The organism is Campylobacter concisus, from assembly GCF_902460875.1.
GTDB classification, from domain to species: Bacteria; Campylobacterota; Campylobacteria; order Campylobacterales; family Campylobacteraceae; genus Campylobacter_A; species Campylobacter_A concisus_AA.
Genome location: NZ_CABPVR010000002.1, coordinates 1 through 12011, shown reverse-complemented (window position 1 = coordinate 12011; position 12011 = coordinate 1). Strand labels below are relative to the sequence as shown.

Here is a 12011-nt window from a genome sequence, read left to right as displayed (position 1 = left end):
CGATGACCGCACTCATTACGCCATTTAAAAATCAAAAAGTGGATGAAGTCAGTTTTGAAAAGCTAATAAAAAGACAGATAAAACACGGCATAGATGTCGTTGTGCCAGTTGGAACTACTGGTGAGAGTGCAACACTAACGCATGATGAGCATAGAATTTGCATCGAAATAGCCGTAGATGCATGTAAAGGCACAAATGTAAAAGTACTAGCTGGTGCTGGCAGTAATGCAACTCACGAAGCTATTGGTATCGCTAAATTTGCTCAAGCTCATGGTGCTGATGGCATCCTCTCAGTTGCACCTTATTACAACAAACCAACGCAAGAAGGGCTTTACGAGCACTACAAAGCTATTGCAAATAGCATTGAAATCCCTGTGCTTCTTTACAATGTCCCTGGCAGAGTTGGAGTGGATATCTTGCCAGCGACTGTTTTTAGGCTTTTTAAAGAGTGCAAAAATATCTACGGCATCAAGGAGGCTACAGGTAGCATAGATAGATGCGTCGATCTACTGGCTCACGAGCCAAATTTAGTAGTCATTAGTGGCGAAGATGCGATAAACTATCCTATCATATCAAATGGCGGCAAAGGCGTTATCTCAGTTACTGCAAATCTCTTGCCAGATCAAATTTCACAGCTTACGCACCTTGCAATGAACGAAGAGTACAAAAAAGCAAAACTAATAAACGACAATCTATACACGATAAATAAAACACTCTTTTGTGAAAGCAATCCGATACCGATCAAAGCGGCGATGTATCTAGCTGGACTAATCGACTCTTTGGAGTACCGCTTGCCACTTTGCAAACCAAGTAAAGAAAATTTTAAAAAGATAGAAGAAGTAATAAAAAATTACGAAATAAAGGGTTTTTAATGAAGGACACACTAAACGAATTTAAAGGAAAAACACTAGTCATCAGCGGCGGCACTAGAGGCATCGGCAGAGCCATAGTCGAAGAATTTGCAAAAACTGGCGTAAATATAGCATTTACCTACAACTCAAACGAAGAGCTTGCAAAAGAGCAGGCAAAAGAGCTTGAGGCTACTTACAAGATAAAAGCAAGAGCATATGCACTAAATATCCTCGAGCCAGAGACTTATAAAGAGCTATTTTTAAAGATAGACGAGGATTTTGATAGGATTGATTTTTTCATCTCAAATGCTATCATCTCAGGTCGCGCAGTAGCTGGTGGATACACTAAATTTATGAAACTAAAACCAAGAGGCATAAACAATATCTTTACAGCAACCGTAAATGCCTTTGTCGTAGGCACCCAAGAAGCTGCAAAACGCATGGAAAAAGTTGGTGGCGGTAGCATCATCAGCCTATCATCAACTGGAAATTTAGTCTATATCGAAAACTACGCAGGTCACGGCACAGCAAAAGCAGCAGTTGAAGCCATGGCAAGATACGCTGCGACCGAGCTTGGCGAGAAAAACATCCGCGTAAACGTCGTAAGTGGTGGTCCTATCGAGACAGACGCACTAAGAGCCTTTACCAACTACGAAGAGGTGCGCGATATGACGGCAAAGCTTAGCCCGCTAAACCGCATGGGACAGCCGACTGATCTAGCTGGAGCATGTCTATTTTTATGCTCATCTAAGGCTAGCTGGGTGACAGGACATACATTTATAATAGATGGTGGCACGACTTTTAAATGAGAAGATTGAAATTTTAAGCATAAAGGCATATTTGTGAGTTTAAATTTACCAAACGCATTGGCATTTTTTAGGATACTACTGGCTCCGCTTATGTTTTTTATGCTCGTAAATGCGCCAGGAATTTTTACGCAAATTCACATAAGCTGGATAAACTACTTTGCAGCTCTTATTTTTGTGATCGCCTCAGTGACTGACTTTTTTGACGGCTACATCGCCAGAAGCTGGGATCAAAAGACCAAGCTTGGCGCTATCCTTGACCCACTAGCTGATAAGATGCTGATCTTGGCTGCATTTTTGGGCCTCATGATGCTTGGTAGAGCGAGTGCTTGGGCTGTTTATCTCATCTTGGTAAGGGAGTTTTTTATAACTGGCTTTCGTGTCGTGATGGCTAGTGACGGCGTCGAGGTCGCTGCATCAATGGCTGGCAAGGTAAAGACCGTTTCACAGATGTTTGCGGTTGGATTTTTACTGATGAGCTGGCCTGGTGGCGAACTTTTGCTATGGATAGCTGTTGCGCTCACACTTTATTCTGGATTTGAGTATATTTTTGCCTATGTAAAGGCGATGAAAAAGAGTTAAAATTTCTTTCACTCGTAAGACCAAAAGTTTTTACTTTCAAATTCTTATATAAAATAATCAAATCTTCATTTTCAAAATAAGTAAAATCAAGTTAAAAATTTCTCCTAGCTAAGAGAAATTTTTAACTAAACGCCGTTTGAGAGTAAATTTATAAATTTTGGCTAAAATCTCATCAATTTTTCAAAAAAGGTAAGTTTTGAAAGGCATTCTCTTCACGCTAGTCCTATTTTGCCTTGGGCTTTATGCGTATTCGTTTTATTTTTTAGTGACCATTTTAGCCATTAGTTTTCTCATATTTTTTCACGAGCTTGGCCACTTTTTGGCAGCAAGAACGCTTGGAGTAAAGGTAAATACCTTTAGTATCGGCTTTGGTGAGAAAATTTATACCAAAAACATTGGTGGCACCGACTACTGCCTAAGCGCGATCCCACTTGGTGGATATGTACAGCTAAAAGGACAAGACGACACCGACCCAAAGGCCAAAAATTACGACACGGACAGCTATAACGTGTTAAGTCCTATAAAGCGAATTTACATCCTCTTTGCAGGGCCATTTTTTAACTTTATCTTAGCGTTTTTTATATACATTTTGCTTGGATCTATCGGAGTTGAAAGACTTGCACCAAGTGTAGGCCACATAGCTGAAGGCTCGGCAGCTGCAAGCGCTGGACTAGCTAAAAATGATAAAATTTTAGCAATAAATGGCGTAAAGATAAACGAGTGGGATGAGATCAGTAAAAATGTGAAATTAGAGCCAAGCACCATTTTGATAGATCGCAACGGCTCGCAAATGACTATAAATTTAACACCAAAGATAGGCGAGACGATAAATCTATTTAATGAAAAGGTACAGCACCCATTGATCGGGATCTCTCCAAATGGCGAAGTGATAAAAATTTACCACACTGGTCTTGCAGGCATAAATTTTGCCTTTAGTGAGACGATCGAGGCATCAAAACTAATCTTTAAAAGCTTTACCAAACTAGTAAGTGGAGCTGTGCCGCTAAAAGAGGTCGGTGGCATCGTACAAATCGCTGATGTCACTTCAAAAGCCGCAAAAATAAGTCTTGGCGTGCTTTTGACGATTGTCGCTTTAATCTCAGTAAATTTAGGCGTTTTAAATTTATTCCCCATCCCTGCACTTGATGGTGGCCACATACTTTTTAACTTATATGAGCTAATTTTTAGACATGAGGTAAATGAGCGAGTGCTCACGACGCTTACCTACTGCGGCTGGGTGCTGCTGCTTAGTATAATGGTGCTTGCAACCTTTAATGACATTATGAGATTAAGCGGAGGTTTATGATGATAGTTTTAAAAGATCTGCTTGAAAAGATAGAAAATTTAAGCAAAGATGTGACACTAATAGCCGTTAGCAAAAACGTGACATGCACTGAAGTAAGAGAGCTTTACGCGCAAGGACAAAGAGATTTTGGCGAAAATAGAGTCCAAGAGCTAGCCAAAAAAGAGCTAGAACTACAAAATTTTACTGATATAAAATGGCATATGATCGGCCGCTTGCAAAATAACAAAATAAATCAAATGATAAGCCTAAAGCCCACACTTTGGCAAAGCTGTGATAGCTTTGAAAGGGCCGTAGAGGTCGATAAAAGGCTTAGCTATAAGCTAGACACCTTGCTTCAAATAAACTCGGCTGATGAAGATACAAAGCAAGGCGTAAGCGTAGTAAATGCGGCAGAAATTTATGAGCGCATCCAAAGCGAGTGTAAAAATATCAATCTAAAAGGCGTGATGAGTATCGGAGCGCATGTGGATGAGCCAAAAGAGATTCAAAAAAGCTTTGAGCTAACATATAAAATTTTTGATAGCCTAAAGCCAAAAGGCGCAACTATCTGCTCGATGGGCATGAGTAGTGACTTCGAGCTAGCGATAAAATGTGGCTCAAATATGATTCGCCTTGGCACTATGCTTTATTTGTAATTTTATCGCTTTTGCATGCTCTTGCTGCTAACGAAGTAGATTACTGCTGGAACTATGTAAATTTCTGCCCAAAGAGACTTGAGAAAAAATTAAAATTTAATATTTAGCGTCAGCCAAAACTAGAGCAAAAAGTACTTTTACGCCAGCTTTTTCTAGAGTATTTTTAGCCTCAAGTATTGTAGTGCCAGTAGTTACGATATCATCTACTAAAATAACTGGAGCAGTGATCTTTTTTAGGATTTTAAAATTTCTTGGGTTATTTTGTCTAAATTGCAAATCCTTGCCACTATAGCTAATATTGCTGGTTGCCTGCAGTGCGTGAAATATGGGCTTTAGATTTTTAGCCCTTAGTGCATTTGCCAAAATAGCCGTGTGCGAGTAGCCATGATGCACTCTATCATCTATCGGCAAAGCATAGACTTGCTCCGGAAAGCTAAAACTTTTGGCAAATTTCTTAAATGCAAATTTGGCTAAGTTTTTATATATAAAATATCCGTGCATTTGGTGCTTAGAGTGGATGAGTTCTTTTATTTCAGAGTAGCCGTAAAAGCTATAAATTTTAAAGCCCTCTAGTTCTCTTACTATCGGGCTTGGCTCGCTTAAAATTTGTGAGCAAATTTTACAAAATGTATTTAGCGTAAAGCTCTTGCAAAACGCACAAAACATTAGCTATTTAAAATAGCAATTGCAGTGCGTTTGATAGCATCATTTACTATTTCAGTCAAAAATGATTTAAATGCTCCACCTGTGGGAATTAACTCAAATTTGGTTTGATTATTTGAAATATTTTTAACGATACTTTGATCGCCTTTTTGGATTTTTAGCGTAATCTTAATATTACCTTTTGTATTATCAGTGCCGTATCCGCTCATATTTGCTTCAAACTCGTTGATAAAAATTTCAACCACGACGCCACCCATGCCATTTACATTTGCGCCGCGTGCCATAAGTTCTTTTTTAAGAGAATCGCTAAAATAAGCATCAAGGTCATTTTGAAGCACAACATATTCTTTTACTGTGCCTTTGCTATCAGTGATCGTAGCAATGGTACTTTTGTTTTTGCGGTTGTCATGCACCGCGCTTATATAGGCCTCAAAGCCACTATTTTGCTGGTTCGCAGCCACCTTATACGGATCAAATGCGACAACACTTTGACTTGGAGCACAACCAGTTAAAAACAAAACAAAAAGTCCAAAAATAGCTAAAAATTTAAATTTATTCATCGTTTTTCCTTTTAAAGTTTAGTGATCTCATCGGCTACTTTTATCGCAGCTTGTTTAACTAAAAGTGCGATAAAAAAGTCAAACTGACTAGACTCTGAAGCCTCTAGCTTCTCCACATGGTGCCTAGTCGAGATAGGTAAAGTTTTTTTGAAATTTATATTTGAAAGCACAAGAAGACCTTTTAGATGTCCATTTAAAATTTCTGAACTTCCCGAATAGCTTCCTCTAAGCTCGTCAAATCTAAAATCAAGTCTATATGTGTAAGGCGATGTTTGAGTATCGACAACAACGATTCCGCGAGAATTTAACTCACGCTGCAAAAACATGTAAAAAAGCACTTCAAGGCGTGGGTTTGAGTTAAAAACTGCACTGTTTCCTTCAACACCTGTGTAATATATCGATCTAGCGCTACTTCTAGCATCGACGATCCTGTGGAAATAAACCTTTTTTAATCCAACATTAGTATCGATCATATTTTTTTCTAAGCAGCAATTTATTGCTACATCACTTTTGTATTTGACACCATTTATAAAAAGACCATCGCCACTGCCTTTACAAGCACTGCAATCAGCCGGTATCCTCATAACCTCTTCGAAATACATCTTATCTTCGCTGTTTATGCTCGCACTTTGCACACCATCTATTCCCTCACACGATAGACAAAGGCTAGCTTTAGCCACGCAGCCAGTTAGAAAGATAGCTACAAAAACTGCTAGTAATGTCGTTCTTAGCATTTTACTTCCTTTTGCTCTTTTTGTTTTTTGCGGAGATTTTTCACACTCTCGCCTGCGATGCCGTAGTTATTCGTATCGATCTCATCGATAATGACAACGGTATTTTGAGCGCTTCTACCTAAAATTTCGCTTATTAGCTTTGTAACTCCGCTTATCATCTTCTCTTTTTGCTCAACACTTGGGCTATCGCCCTCTTTTGTCACACAAATTTTCACAAATGGCATAGCGCTCCTTTTTTGTAAATTTAATATTTAAAATTTAATCAAAAACAAAAACCAAGTGCGGCAGTATCGCCACCTCATAACAAGGCGAGATATTTTGTGATGATTTTGAAAGCTGTGACGTAAAATTTTGGTGCAGATAGAACATGTAGTTCATCAAGCCAAAATTTCACTAACTCTTTCAAAAGGACACAAAAGATAAGCCGCTAGTCTATTTTTAAGACGGACAAAAACGCCTCCTGCGGCAAATTCACCTTACCTATCGCCTTCATCCTCTTCTTACCCTCTTTTTGCTTTTCTAGCAACTTCCTCTTACGCGTGATATCGCCGCCGTAGCACTTGGCTGTGACGTTTTTACCCATTGATTTTACGGTTTCACGAGCGATTATTTTGTTGCCGATGCTAGCTTGTATCGCCACCTCAAAGAGCTGACGTGGCACGATCTCTTTCATCGCCTTTACGAAGTCCCTGCCCTTTGTCTGCGCCTTACTCTCAGGCACGATGATAGAGAGTGCATCGACCGTTTCACCAGCCACTTTAACATCAAGCTTCACTAGATCACCCACGCGGTAGTCGCTAGGCTCGTAGTCAAAGCTTGCATAGCCTTTGGTGCTTGACTTTAGCTTGTCATAAAAGTCCATAACGATCTCATTCATCGGTATGTCATACTCGAGCAAAACGCGGTCAGTCGTGATGTAGTCCATCTTTGTTTGTATGCCACGGCGATTGTTTAAAAGCGTGATGATGTTGCCCAAAAACTCGCTTGGCGTGATGATAGTCGCTTTCACATATGGCTCAAGGATCGAGTCTATTTTATTGACCGGTGGTAGTTGGCTTGGGTTTTGGATTTTTAAATTTAGCCCATCAGTTTGGATGACTTCGTAAGTCACGGTTGGCGCTGTGGCGATGAGATCAAGATCAAATTCGCGCTCCAGCCTCTCTTTTACCACTTCCATATGAAGCAGCCCTAAAAAGCCAACCCTAAAGCCAAATCCAAGTGCGACCGAAGTCTCTGGCTCATAGCTAATGGAGCTGTCATTTAGCTTTAGCTTATCAAGCGCGTCACGCAGATCTTCAAATTTATCAGTTTCAATAGGATAAAGTCCCGCAAAGACAAACGGCTTAGCCCTCTCAAAGCCCCCAACTGGCTCTTTTAGAGGATTTCTTGACTGCGTTATCGTATCACCAACTTGCACGTCGCTAACGTTTTTAAGCCCCAAAACCACGATACCAACTTCGCCAGCGCTAAGCGTTTTGGTCTTGATCGGCGCGATAGGATTTGGATACATGAGGTCAAGCACGATGTGCTTTTTGCCTGTTCCCATGACTAAAATTTCATCATTTTTTGAGATAGTGCCGTCATATACGCGAACGAGTGCGAGTGCGCCAAGATAGTTGTCAAACCAGCTATCATAAATAAGTGCCTTTGTTGGCTTATTTACATCACCATTTGGCGCAGGGATCCTCGTGATGATCGCTTCAAGCAGCTCTTTTATGCCAACGCCTGTTTTTGCGCTCACTTCGATCGCTCCCGAGCAGTCAAGTCCGATGATATGCTCGATCTCGTCTTTTACTCTAGCAGGATCAGCCGCAGGTAGGTCAATCTTGTTTATCACTGGAATGATCTCTAAGTTGTTTTCAAGTGCGATATAGACATTTGCGATGGTTTGTGCCTCCACACCCTGAGAAGCGTCTACGACTAGCAGAGCACCCTCACAGCTGGCTAAAGAGCGGCTCACCTCATAACTAAAATCCACGTGGCCCGGAGTGTCTATCAAATTTAGAACAAAATTTTCTCCATTTAGTGCGTAGTTTAGGCGCACGGACTGAGCCTTGATCGTGATGCCGCGCTCTTTTTCGATATCCATCGTATCCATGATCTGGCTGCTCATCTCACGGTCACTGACAGCGCCACACTCCTGAATAAGGCGGTCAGCAAGCGTGCTTTTGCCGTGGTCTATGTGAGCGATGATGCTAAAATTTCTGATGTTTTTCATATAAGTTTTACTTTTTACTAAATTTTGGGCTTTATTTTGCCTAAAGTTGATTTAAATGCCAATAAATATATTTTTATCATAAGCCCGTCACTAGAGCTTGGCTCTATTCTTAAAAATCTTAATGACAATGTCCAAAGTGCTCATGTCCTTCATCGTCATTTAACTCGCAGATGAGATCGTCTTTATGTCCAAGGTTCTCACTTTCAAACTGAAGCGTGACGTGACCGATGCCTGCGTGAGAAAGCTCGTGCTCGATGCGCTTTATCATCTTTGAAATTTCAGCCACGCTTAACGCATCATCCACCACCACATGGGCTATGAGCGCATTTGTGCCAGCATTTATCGCCCATATATGCAGGTCATGCACGATTTTAACGCCATCTACGCCCTTTATAACGCCTAAAATTTCATCCATATCAAGCTTAAGCGGCACAGCTTCGATCAGGATATTAAAGCTATCTTTTAGCAAGCTAGCGCCACTTTTTATGATGAGTAGCGAGACAAAGATACTTGCGATGCTGTCAGCCTGCGTGAAGTTAAATTTCATCACAAGAAGCGCTGCGACGATAGCACCAACCGAGCCAAGCGTATCACCAAGCACGTGCAAATAAGCACCTTTCATGTTTAAATTTTCTTTTGTATCAGCGCTTTTATGCATATAAATAGCCACGACTAAATTTACCACAAGCCCCAAAATGCTAACAAATAGCATCGTTTCAGCTTTGATCTCTGGCTCGTTAAAAAGCCTAACGATCGCCTCGGCTATGACAAAGATAGCCAGCGCGATAAGAGCGATAGCATTTATGAAAGCAGCGATGATCTCGACCCTTTTGTAACCAAAGGTCTTTTGTAAATTTGCCCTTTTTTCTGAAATTTTAAACGCCATGAGCGACAAAAATAGCGCGGCAGCATCTGAGAGCATGTGAAAAGCGTCGCTAACAAGCGCAAGCGAGTTTGAAACGAAGCCAAAAACGGCCTCAACTATCATAAACGTAAAAATTAGAAAAAACGAATTTCTAAGAACGCTCTTATTGTGCATCATTGTCCTTCTTTTGGGCGTCGATCCTCTTACCTATATCTTTTAAATTTGAAAATTCCTCGATGAGCTTTGGCGAGTCGTCAAGGCTGATGACGAAATTCCATATATAAGTCATCACAGAGTAGATGTGGCCGGCATTTGTCTGCTGCGAGCTTAGCACTATTATCGCCACCAAAAAGAGCAGCGAAGCGCTAATACCGATGATAAAATAGCTCATCGCCTCCCTGTTTGAGATCGCTATACGAAATTTAGAAACGACGTCGTAGTGCCTATTTAGCGTGCTTTTATTAAAAACACCTATCACCTTTGCCTCTTTTTCTAGGCGGTCATTTAAGCGAAGATAAAGGTCGTCATTTTTCTTAATATATCTTGGCAAAAATATAAGAAAAACGATCATCACGGCAAAGCACGCCACAGCGACCTTTGGCTCGACAAAGATGAGCATAAACGCTGAGCCGATGATCGAAATAACCAATGTAAAAAACATAGGAAAATGCGTCTCAAAGAAATTTACAAACTCTCGCGAGAGCGCTACTCTGGCGATAATGGCGGAGTCGTCTTTGGCATTTTGTTTTTCATTCATGATGACATTTACAGCAAGCTTTGCGTAGATATTTGCAAAAACTTGCGTATCCACGCGGCGCCTAATGGCTCCTACAAGCCACGCTATGAGCACAAAAAGTGCGTAAATGAGGGCATTTAACGTATTTCCTTGCATGATTGCGTTTATCGCAAAGCCCGCAAATATCGGATAAGCAAGAAAAAGTCCGTTCTCTGCTAACACCAAAGCAAAGGTCAAAATGAGCTTTTTGTTATGCTCGGTCGCTATGCTCTTTAGCGTTTTAAAGGCGTTCTTTTGCAAATTTACTCCTAGAATTTTTTGCCAATTCTAGCCCAAATTTATAAAAATTTGAAATTTTTTGTTGTAACTCTTGACATTACAACTAAAAATTATTATACTTCACTCATCAGTTGTAAATAAAAATATTACAACAAAAAATAAGGAGAACAAAATGAAAAATTTTCAGGTTGCAAAGATCGCAAAAGAGCCAAGAGTCGAGCTAAAAGAGGCTTTAAATTTAAGCGGCTGTGAGGTATCTATAAACGAGCTTCCAGCAAATGTGAGCGTGCCATTTGTCCATGCACATAAGCAAAACGAGGAGCTTTACATCATCCTAGAGGGTGAGGGTGAGCTTTTCATCGACGGTGAGGTGCTAAAAGTAAGCAAAGGAGATGCGGTGCGCATAGATCCAGAGGGCAAAAGGTGCTTTAAAGCTGGCAAAAACGGCATCAAAATGATCTGTATCCAGACAAAACGCGGTAGCCTAGAGCAATACACAATGAGTGACGGTGTGATAGTTGATGACGTAAAGCCAAGCTGGTTGTAAAATAAAAAACAAAATTTAAAGGAGAAATAATAAAAATAGCAATCATCGGAGCAAACGGCAAAAGCGGTACAAATTTGGTAAACGAGGCTCTAAAACAAGGACATGACGTAACGGCAATCATTAGAGACAAAGAGTATAAAAATGGGGGTGTAAAGGTTATTTATAAAGATATCTTTGAGCTTACAAAGACTGATCTGGCTGGCTTTGACGCAGTGATCAGTGCATTTGCAGCGTGGACGCCAGATACCTTTGCGCTTCACAAAAAAGTGGCTACTCATCTTAGAAATTTGCTAGAGGGTGGCGACACAAGACTAATTGTAGTTGGTGGTGCTGGTACATTATTTGTAGATGATAAGGGCACAATGGTGATGGATACGCCAGACTTCCCGACTGCATATATGGGCGTGGCAAAGGCGACCGCGGAGTCTTATTTTGAGCTAAAAGATAGGAGCGATTTACTTTGGACATACGTAAGCCCAGCAGGCGACTACGACGCAAATGGTGCTCGTACTGGTAAATACGTGCTTGGTGGAGATAATCTCATCTTAAACTCAAAAAATGAGAGCTATATAAGCTATGCAGACCTTGCGCTTGCGATCATAGACGAGCTATAAAACAAAAAATTTATACAAAAACGCTTCACAGCAGTTGGCGAGCGAGCATAAAAATTATAGATTTGACATAGCTGGCACAAAAAGTCGGCTTGTCAAATCTAAACTGAAAATAAACTATTTTTAGTAGAAATTTAAAGTATAATCAGAAAAAATTTCAAGGATGATCATGCAAGTAGGGATCAAATTTTCAACCGCGATCCATGTAATTTTAGCAGCTTGTTTTTTTAAAGACGAGAAAGTCACGAGCGAATTTATAGCAGGTAGTATAAACACAAATCCTGTCATAGTTAGGCGCCTGCTTGGCACTCTAAAGGCTGCAGGACTTGTGAATGTTGTAGCTGGAGTTGGTGGTGTGAGTCTTGCGAAAGAGCCAAAAGATATAACCCTCCTTCAAATTTTTAACGCAGTAAATGATAAAGAAAAACTTTTCAAGATCCACTCTGACTCACCTAAAGCTTGCCCACTTGGTGGCAAGATCGAAGGCCTCTTAACCCCTCCCCTCCTAAAAGCACAAGAAGCTTTAGAGGATAGTTTAAGAAGCATTACTTTACAAGATCTATTAGATGAACTTATTAATCTATAAAATTTAAAAAGTTGACAAACTAAGTTATAGAA

The 12011-nt window shown here is 40.4% G+C and carries 15 protein-coding genes; 8 read left to right on the top strand and 7 right to left on the bottom strand.

Annotated features, from left to right (window positions below):
- Positions 1 to 2: 2 nt before the first annotated feature.
- From dapA to F3H01_RS00895, 5 genes are all read left to right on the top strand, one after another.
- Positions 3 to 872 carry a 4-hydroxy-tetrahydrodipicolinate synthase gene (dapA, locus tag F3H01_RS00915; protein WP_035167707.1) on the top strand — a complete coding sequence of 290 codons (870 nt, stop codon included), beginning with the start codon at positions 3 to 5 and terminating at the stop codon, positions 870 to 872.
- Entirely contained in the window at positions 872 to 1660 is a 789-nt protein-coding gene (locus tag F3H01_RS00910; RefSeq protein WP_149724528.1) for an enoyl-ACP reductase, read from the top strand. The genes dapA and F3H01_RS00910 overlap by 1 nt, the downstream gene beginning before the upstream one ends.
- Positions 1661 to 1693: 33 nt before the next feature.
- On the top strand, positions 1694 to 2239 hold the full coding sequence (gene pgsA, locus F3H01_RS00905) for a CDP-diacylglycerol--glycerol-3-phosphate 3-phosphatidyltransferase (protein WP_085657289.1): 546 nt from the start codon (positions 1694 to 1696) through the stop codon (positions 2237 to 2239).
- Between the two features lie 196 nt (positions 2240 to 2435).
- Positions 2436 to 3545 (top strand): RIP metalloprotease RseP, encoded by a 1110-nt coding sequence (rseP, locus tag F3H01_RS00900; protein WP_149724527.1) that lies wholly within the window; start codon positions 2436 to 2438, stop codon positions 3543 to 3545.
- Complete coding sequence (locus F3H01_RS00895; protein WP_188116331.1) at positions 3542 to 4180, top strand: YggS family pyridoxal phosphate-dependent enzyme; 639 nt, start codon at positions 3542 to 3544, stop codon at positions 4178 to 4180. Before rseP ends, F3H01_RS00895 begins: the two co-directional genes overlap by 4 nt.
- A 96-nt stretch (positions 4181 to 4276) precedes the next feature.
- Here F3H01_RS00895 and F3H01_RS00890 read toward each other — a convergent pair whose 3' ends face one another.
- The 7 genes from F3H01_RS00890 to F3H01_RS00860 form a co-directional block, all read right to left on the bottom strand.
- Positions 4277 to 4846, bottom strand: a complete 570-nt coding sequence (locus tag F3H01_RS00890) for a phosphoribosyltransferase family protein (RefSeq protein ID WP_149724526.1) — start codon at positions 4844 to 4846, stop codon at positions 4277 to 4279.
- Positions 4846 to 5403 carry a YajG family lipoprotein gene (locus F3H01_RS00885; RefSeq protein WP_149724525.1) on the bottom strand — a complete coding sequence of 186 codons (558 nt, stop codon included), beginning with the start codon at positions 5401 to 5403 and terminating at the stop codon, positions 4846 to 4848. The genes F3H01_RS00890 and F3H01_RS00885 overlap by 1 nt, the downstream gene beginning before the upstream one ends.
- 11 nt (positions 5404 to 5414) lie before the next feature.
- On the bottom strand, positions 5415 to 6137 hold the full coding sequence (locus tag F3H01_RS00880; RefSeq protein WP_149724524.1) for a hypothetical protein: 723 nt from the start codon (positions 6135 to 6137) through the stop codon (positions 5415 to 5417).
- Positions 6131 to 6361, bottom strand: a complete 231-nt coding sequence (locus tag F3H01_RS00875; RefSeq protein ID WP_009294206.1) for a 2-hydroxymuconate tautomerase family protein — start codon at positions 6359 to 6361, stop codon at positions 6131 to 6133. The genes F3H01_RS00880 and F3H01_RS00875 overlap by 7 nt, the downstream gene beginning before the upstream one ends.
- A gap of 203 nt (positions 6362 to 6564) precedes the next feature.
- Positions 6565 to 8355, bottom strand: coding sequence for a translation elongation factor 4 (lepA, locus tag F3H01_RS00870; protein ID WP_149724523.1), 1791 nt, complete (start codon positions 8353 to 8355; stop codon positions 6565 to 6567).
- 118 nt (positions 8356 to 8473) lie between these two features.
- Positions 8474 to 9397: a cation diffusion facilitator family transporter gene (locus F3H01_RS00865; protein WP_223155303.1), complete on the bottom strand. Its 924-nt coding sequence runs from the start codon at positions 9395 to 9397 to the stop codon at positions 8474 to 8476.
- Positions 9384 to 10256 carry an ABC transporter six-transmembrane domain-containing protein gene (locus F3H01_RS00860; protein WP_149724522.1) on the bottom strand — a complete coding sequence of 291 codons (873 nt, stop codon included), beginning with the start codon at positions 10254 to 10256 and terminating at the stop codon, positions 9384 to 9386. The genes F3H01_RS00865 and F3H01_RS00860 overlap by 14 nt, the downstream gene beginning before the upstream one ends.
- A gap of 151 nt (positions 10257 to 10407) precedes the next feature.
- Between F3H01_RS00860 and F3H01_RS00855 the strand changes: the two genes are divergently transcribed.
- From F3H01_RS00855 to F3H01_RS00845, 3 genes are all read left to right on the top strand, one after another.
- Positions 10408 to 10782 carry a cupin domain-containing protein gene (locus F3H01_RS00855; protein WP_149724521.1) on the top strand — a complete coding sequence of 125 codons (375 nt, stop codon included), beginning with the start codon at positions 10408 to 10410 and terminating at the stop codon, positions 10780 to 10782.
- A gap of 74 nt (positions 10783 to 10856) precedes the next feature.
- Positions 10857 to 11396: an NAD(P)H-binding protein gene (locus F3H01_RS00850; protein WP_410470343.1), complete on the top strand. Its 540-nt coding sequence runs from the start codon at positions 10857 to 10859 to the stop codon at positions 11394 to 11396.
- Between the two features lie 166 nt (positions 11397 to 11562).
- The gene (locus tag F3H01_RS00845) at positions 11563 to 11979 is read left to right on the top strand and encodes an Rrf2 family transcriptional regulator (RefSeq protein WP_149724519.1); all 417 of its coding nucleotides are present in this window, start codon (positions 11563 to 11565) and stop codon (positions 11977 to 11979) included.
- Positions 11980 to 12011: the final 32 nt, after the last annotated feature.

Coding starts and splice junctions, on each gene's coding strand:
- dapA (WP_035167707.1), top strand. CDS start 3: ATGACCGCACTCATTACGCCATTTAAAAATCAAAAAGTGGATGAAGTC.
- F3H01_RS00910 (WP_149724528.1), top strand. CDS start 872: ATGAAGGACACACTAAACGAATTTAAAGGAAAAACACTAGTCATCAGC.
- F3H01_RS00895 (WP_188116331.1), top strand. CDS start 3,542: ATGATGATAGTTTTAAAAGATCTGCTTGAAAAGATAGAAAATTTAAGC.
- F3H01_RS00890 (WP_149724526.1), bottom strand. CDS start 4,846: ATGTTTTGTGCGTTTTGCAAGAGCTTTACGCTAAATACATTTTGTAAA.
- F3H01_RS00885 (WP_149724525.1), bottom strand. CDS start 5,403: ATGAATAAATTTAAATTTTTAGCTATTTTTGGACTTTTTGTTTTGTTT.
- F3H01_RS00880 (WP_149724524.1), bottom strand. CDS start 6,137: ATGCTAAGAACGACATTACTAGCAGTTTTTGTAGCTATCTTTCTAACT.
- F3H01_RS00875 (WP_009294206.1), bottom strand. CDS start 6,361: ATGCCATTTGTGAAAATTTGTGTGACAAAAGAGGGCGATAGCCCAAGT.
- lepA (WP_149724523.1), bottom strand. CDS start 8,355: ATGAAAAACATCAGAAATTTTAGCATCATCGCTCACATAGACCACGGC.
- F3H01_RS00865 (WP_223155303.1), bottom strand. CDS start 9,397: ATGATGCACAATAAGAGCGTTCTTAGAAATTCGTTTTTTCTAATTTTT.
- F3H01_RS00855 (WP_149724521.1), top strand. CDS start 10,408: ATGAAAAATTTTCAGGTTGCAAAGATCGCAAAAGAGCCAAGAGTCGAG.
- F3H01_RS00845 (WP_149724519.1), top strand. CDS start 11,563: ATGCAAGTAGGGATCAAATTTTCAACCGCGATCCATGTAATTTTAGCA.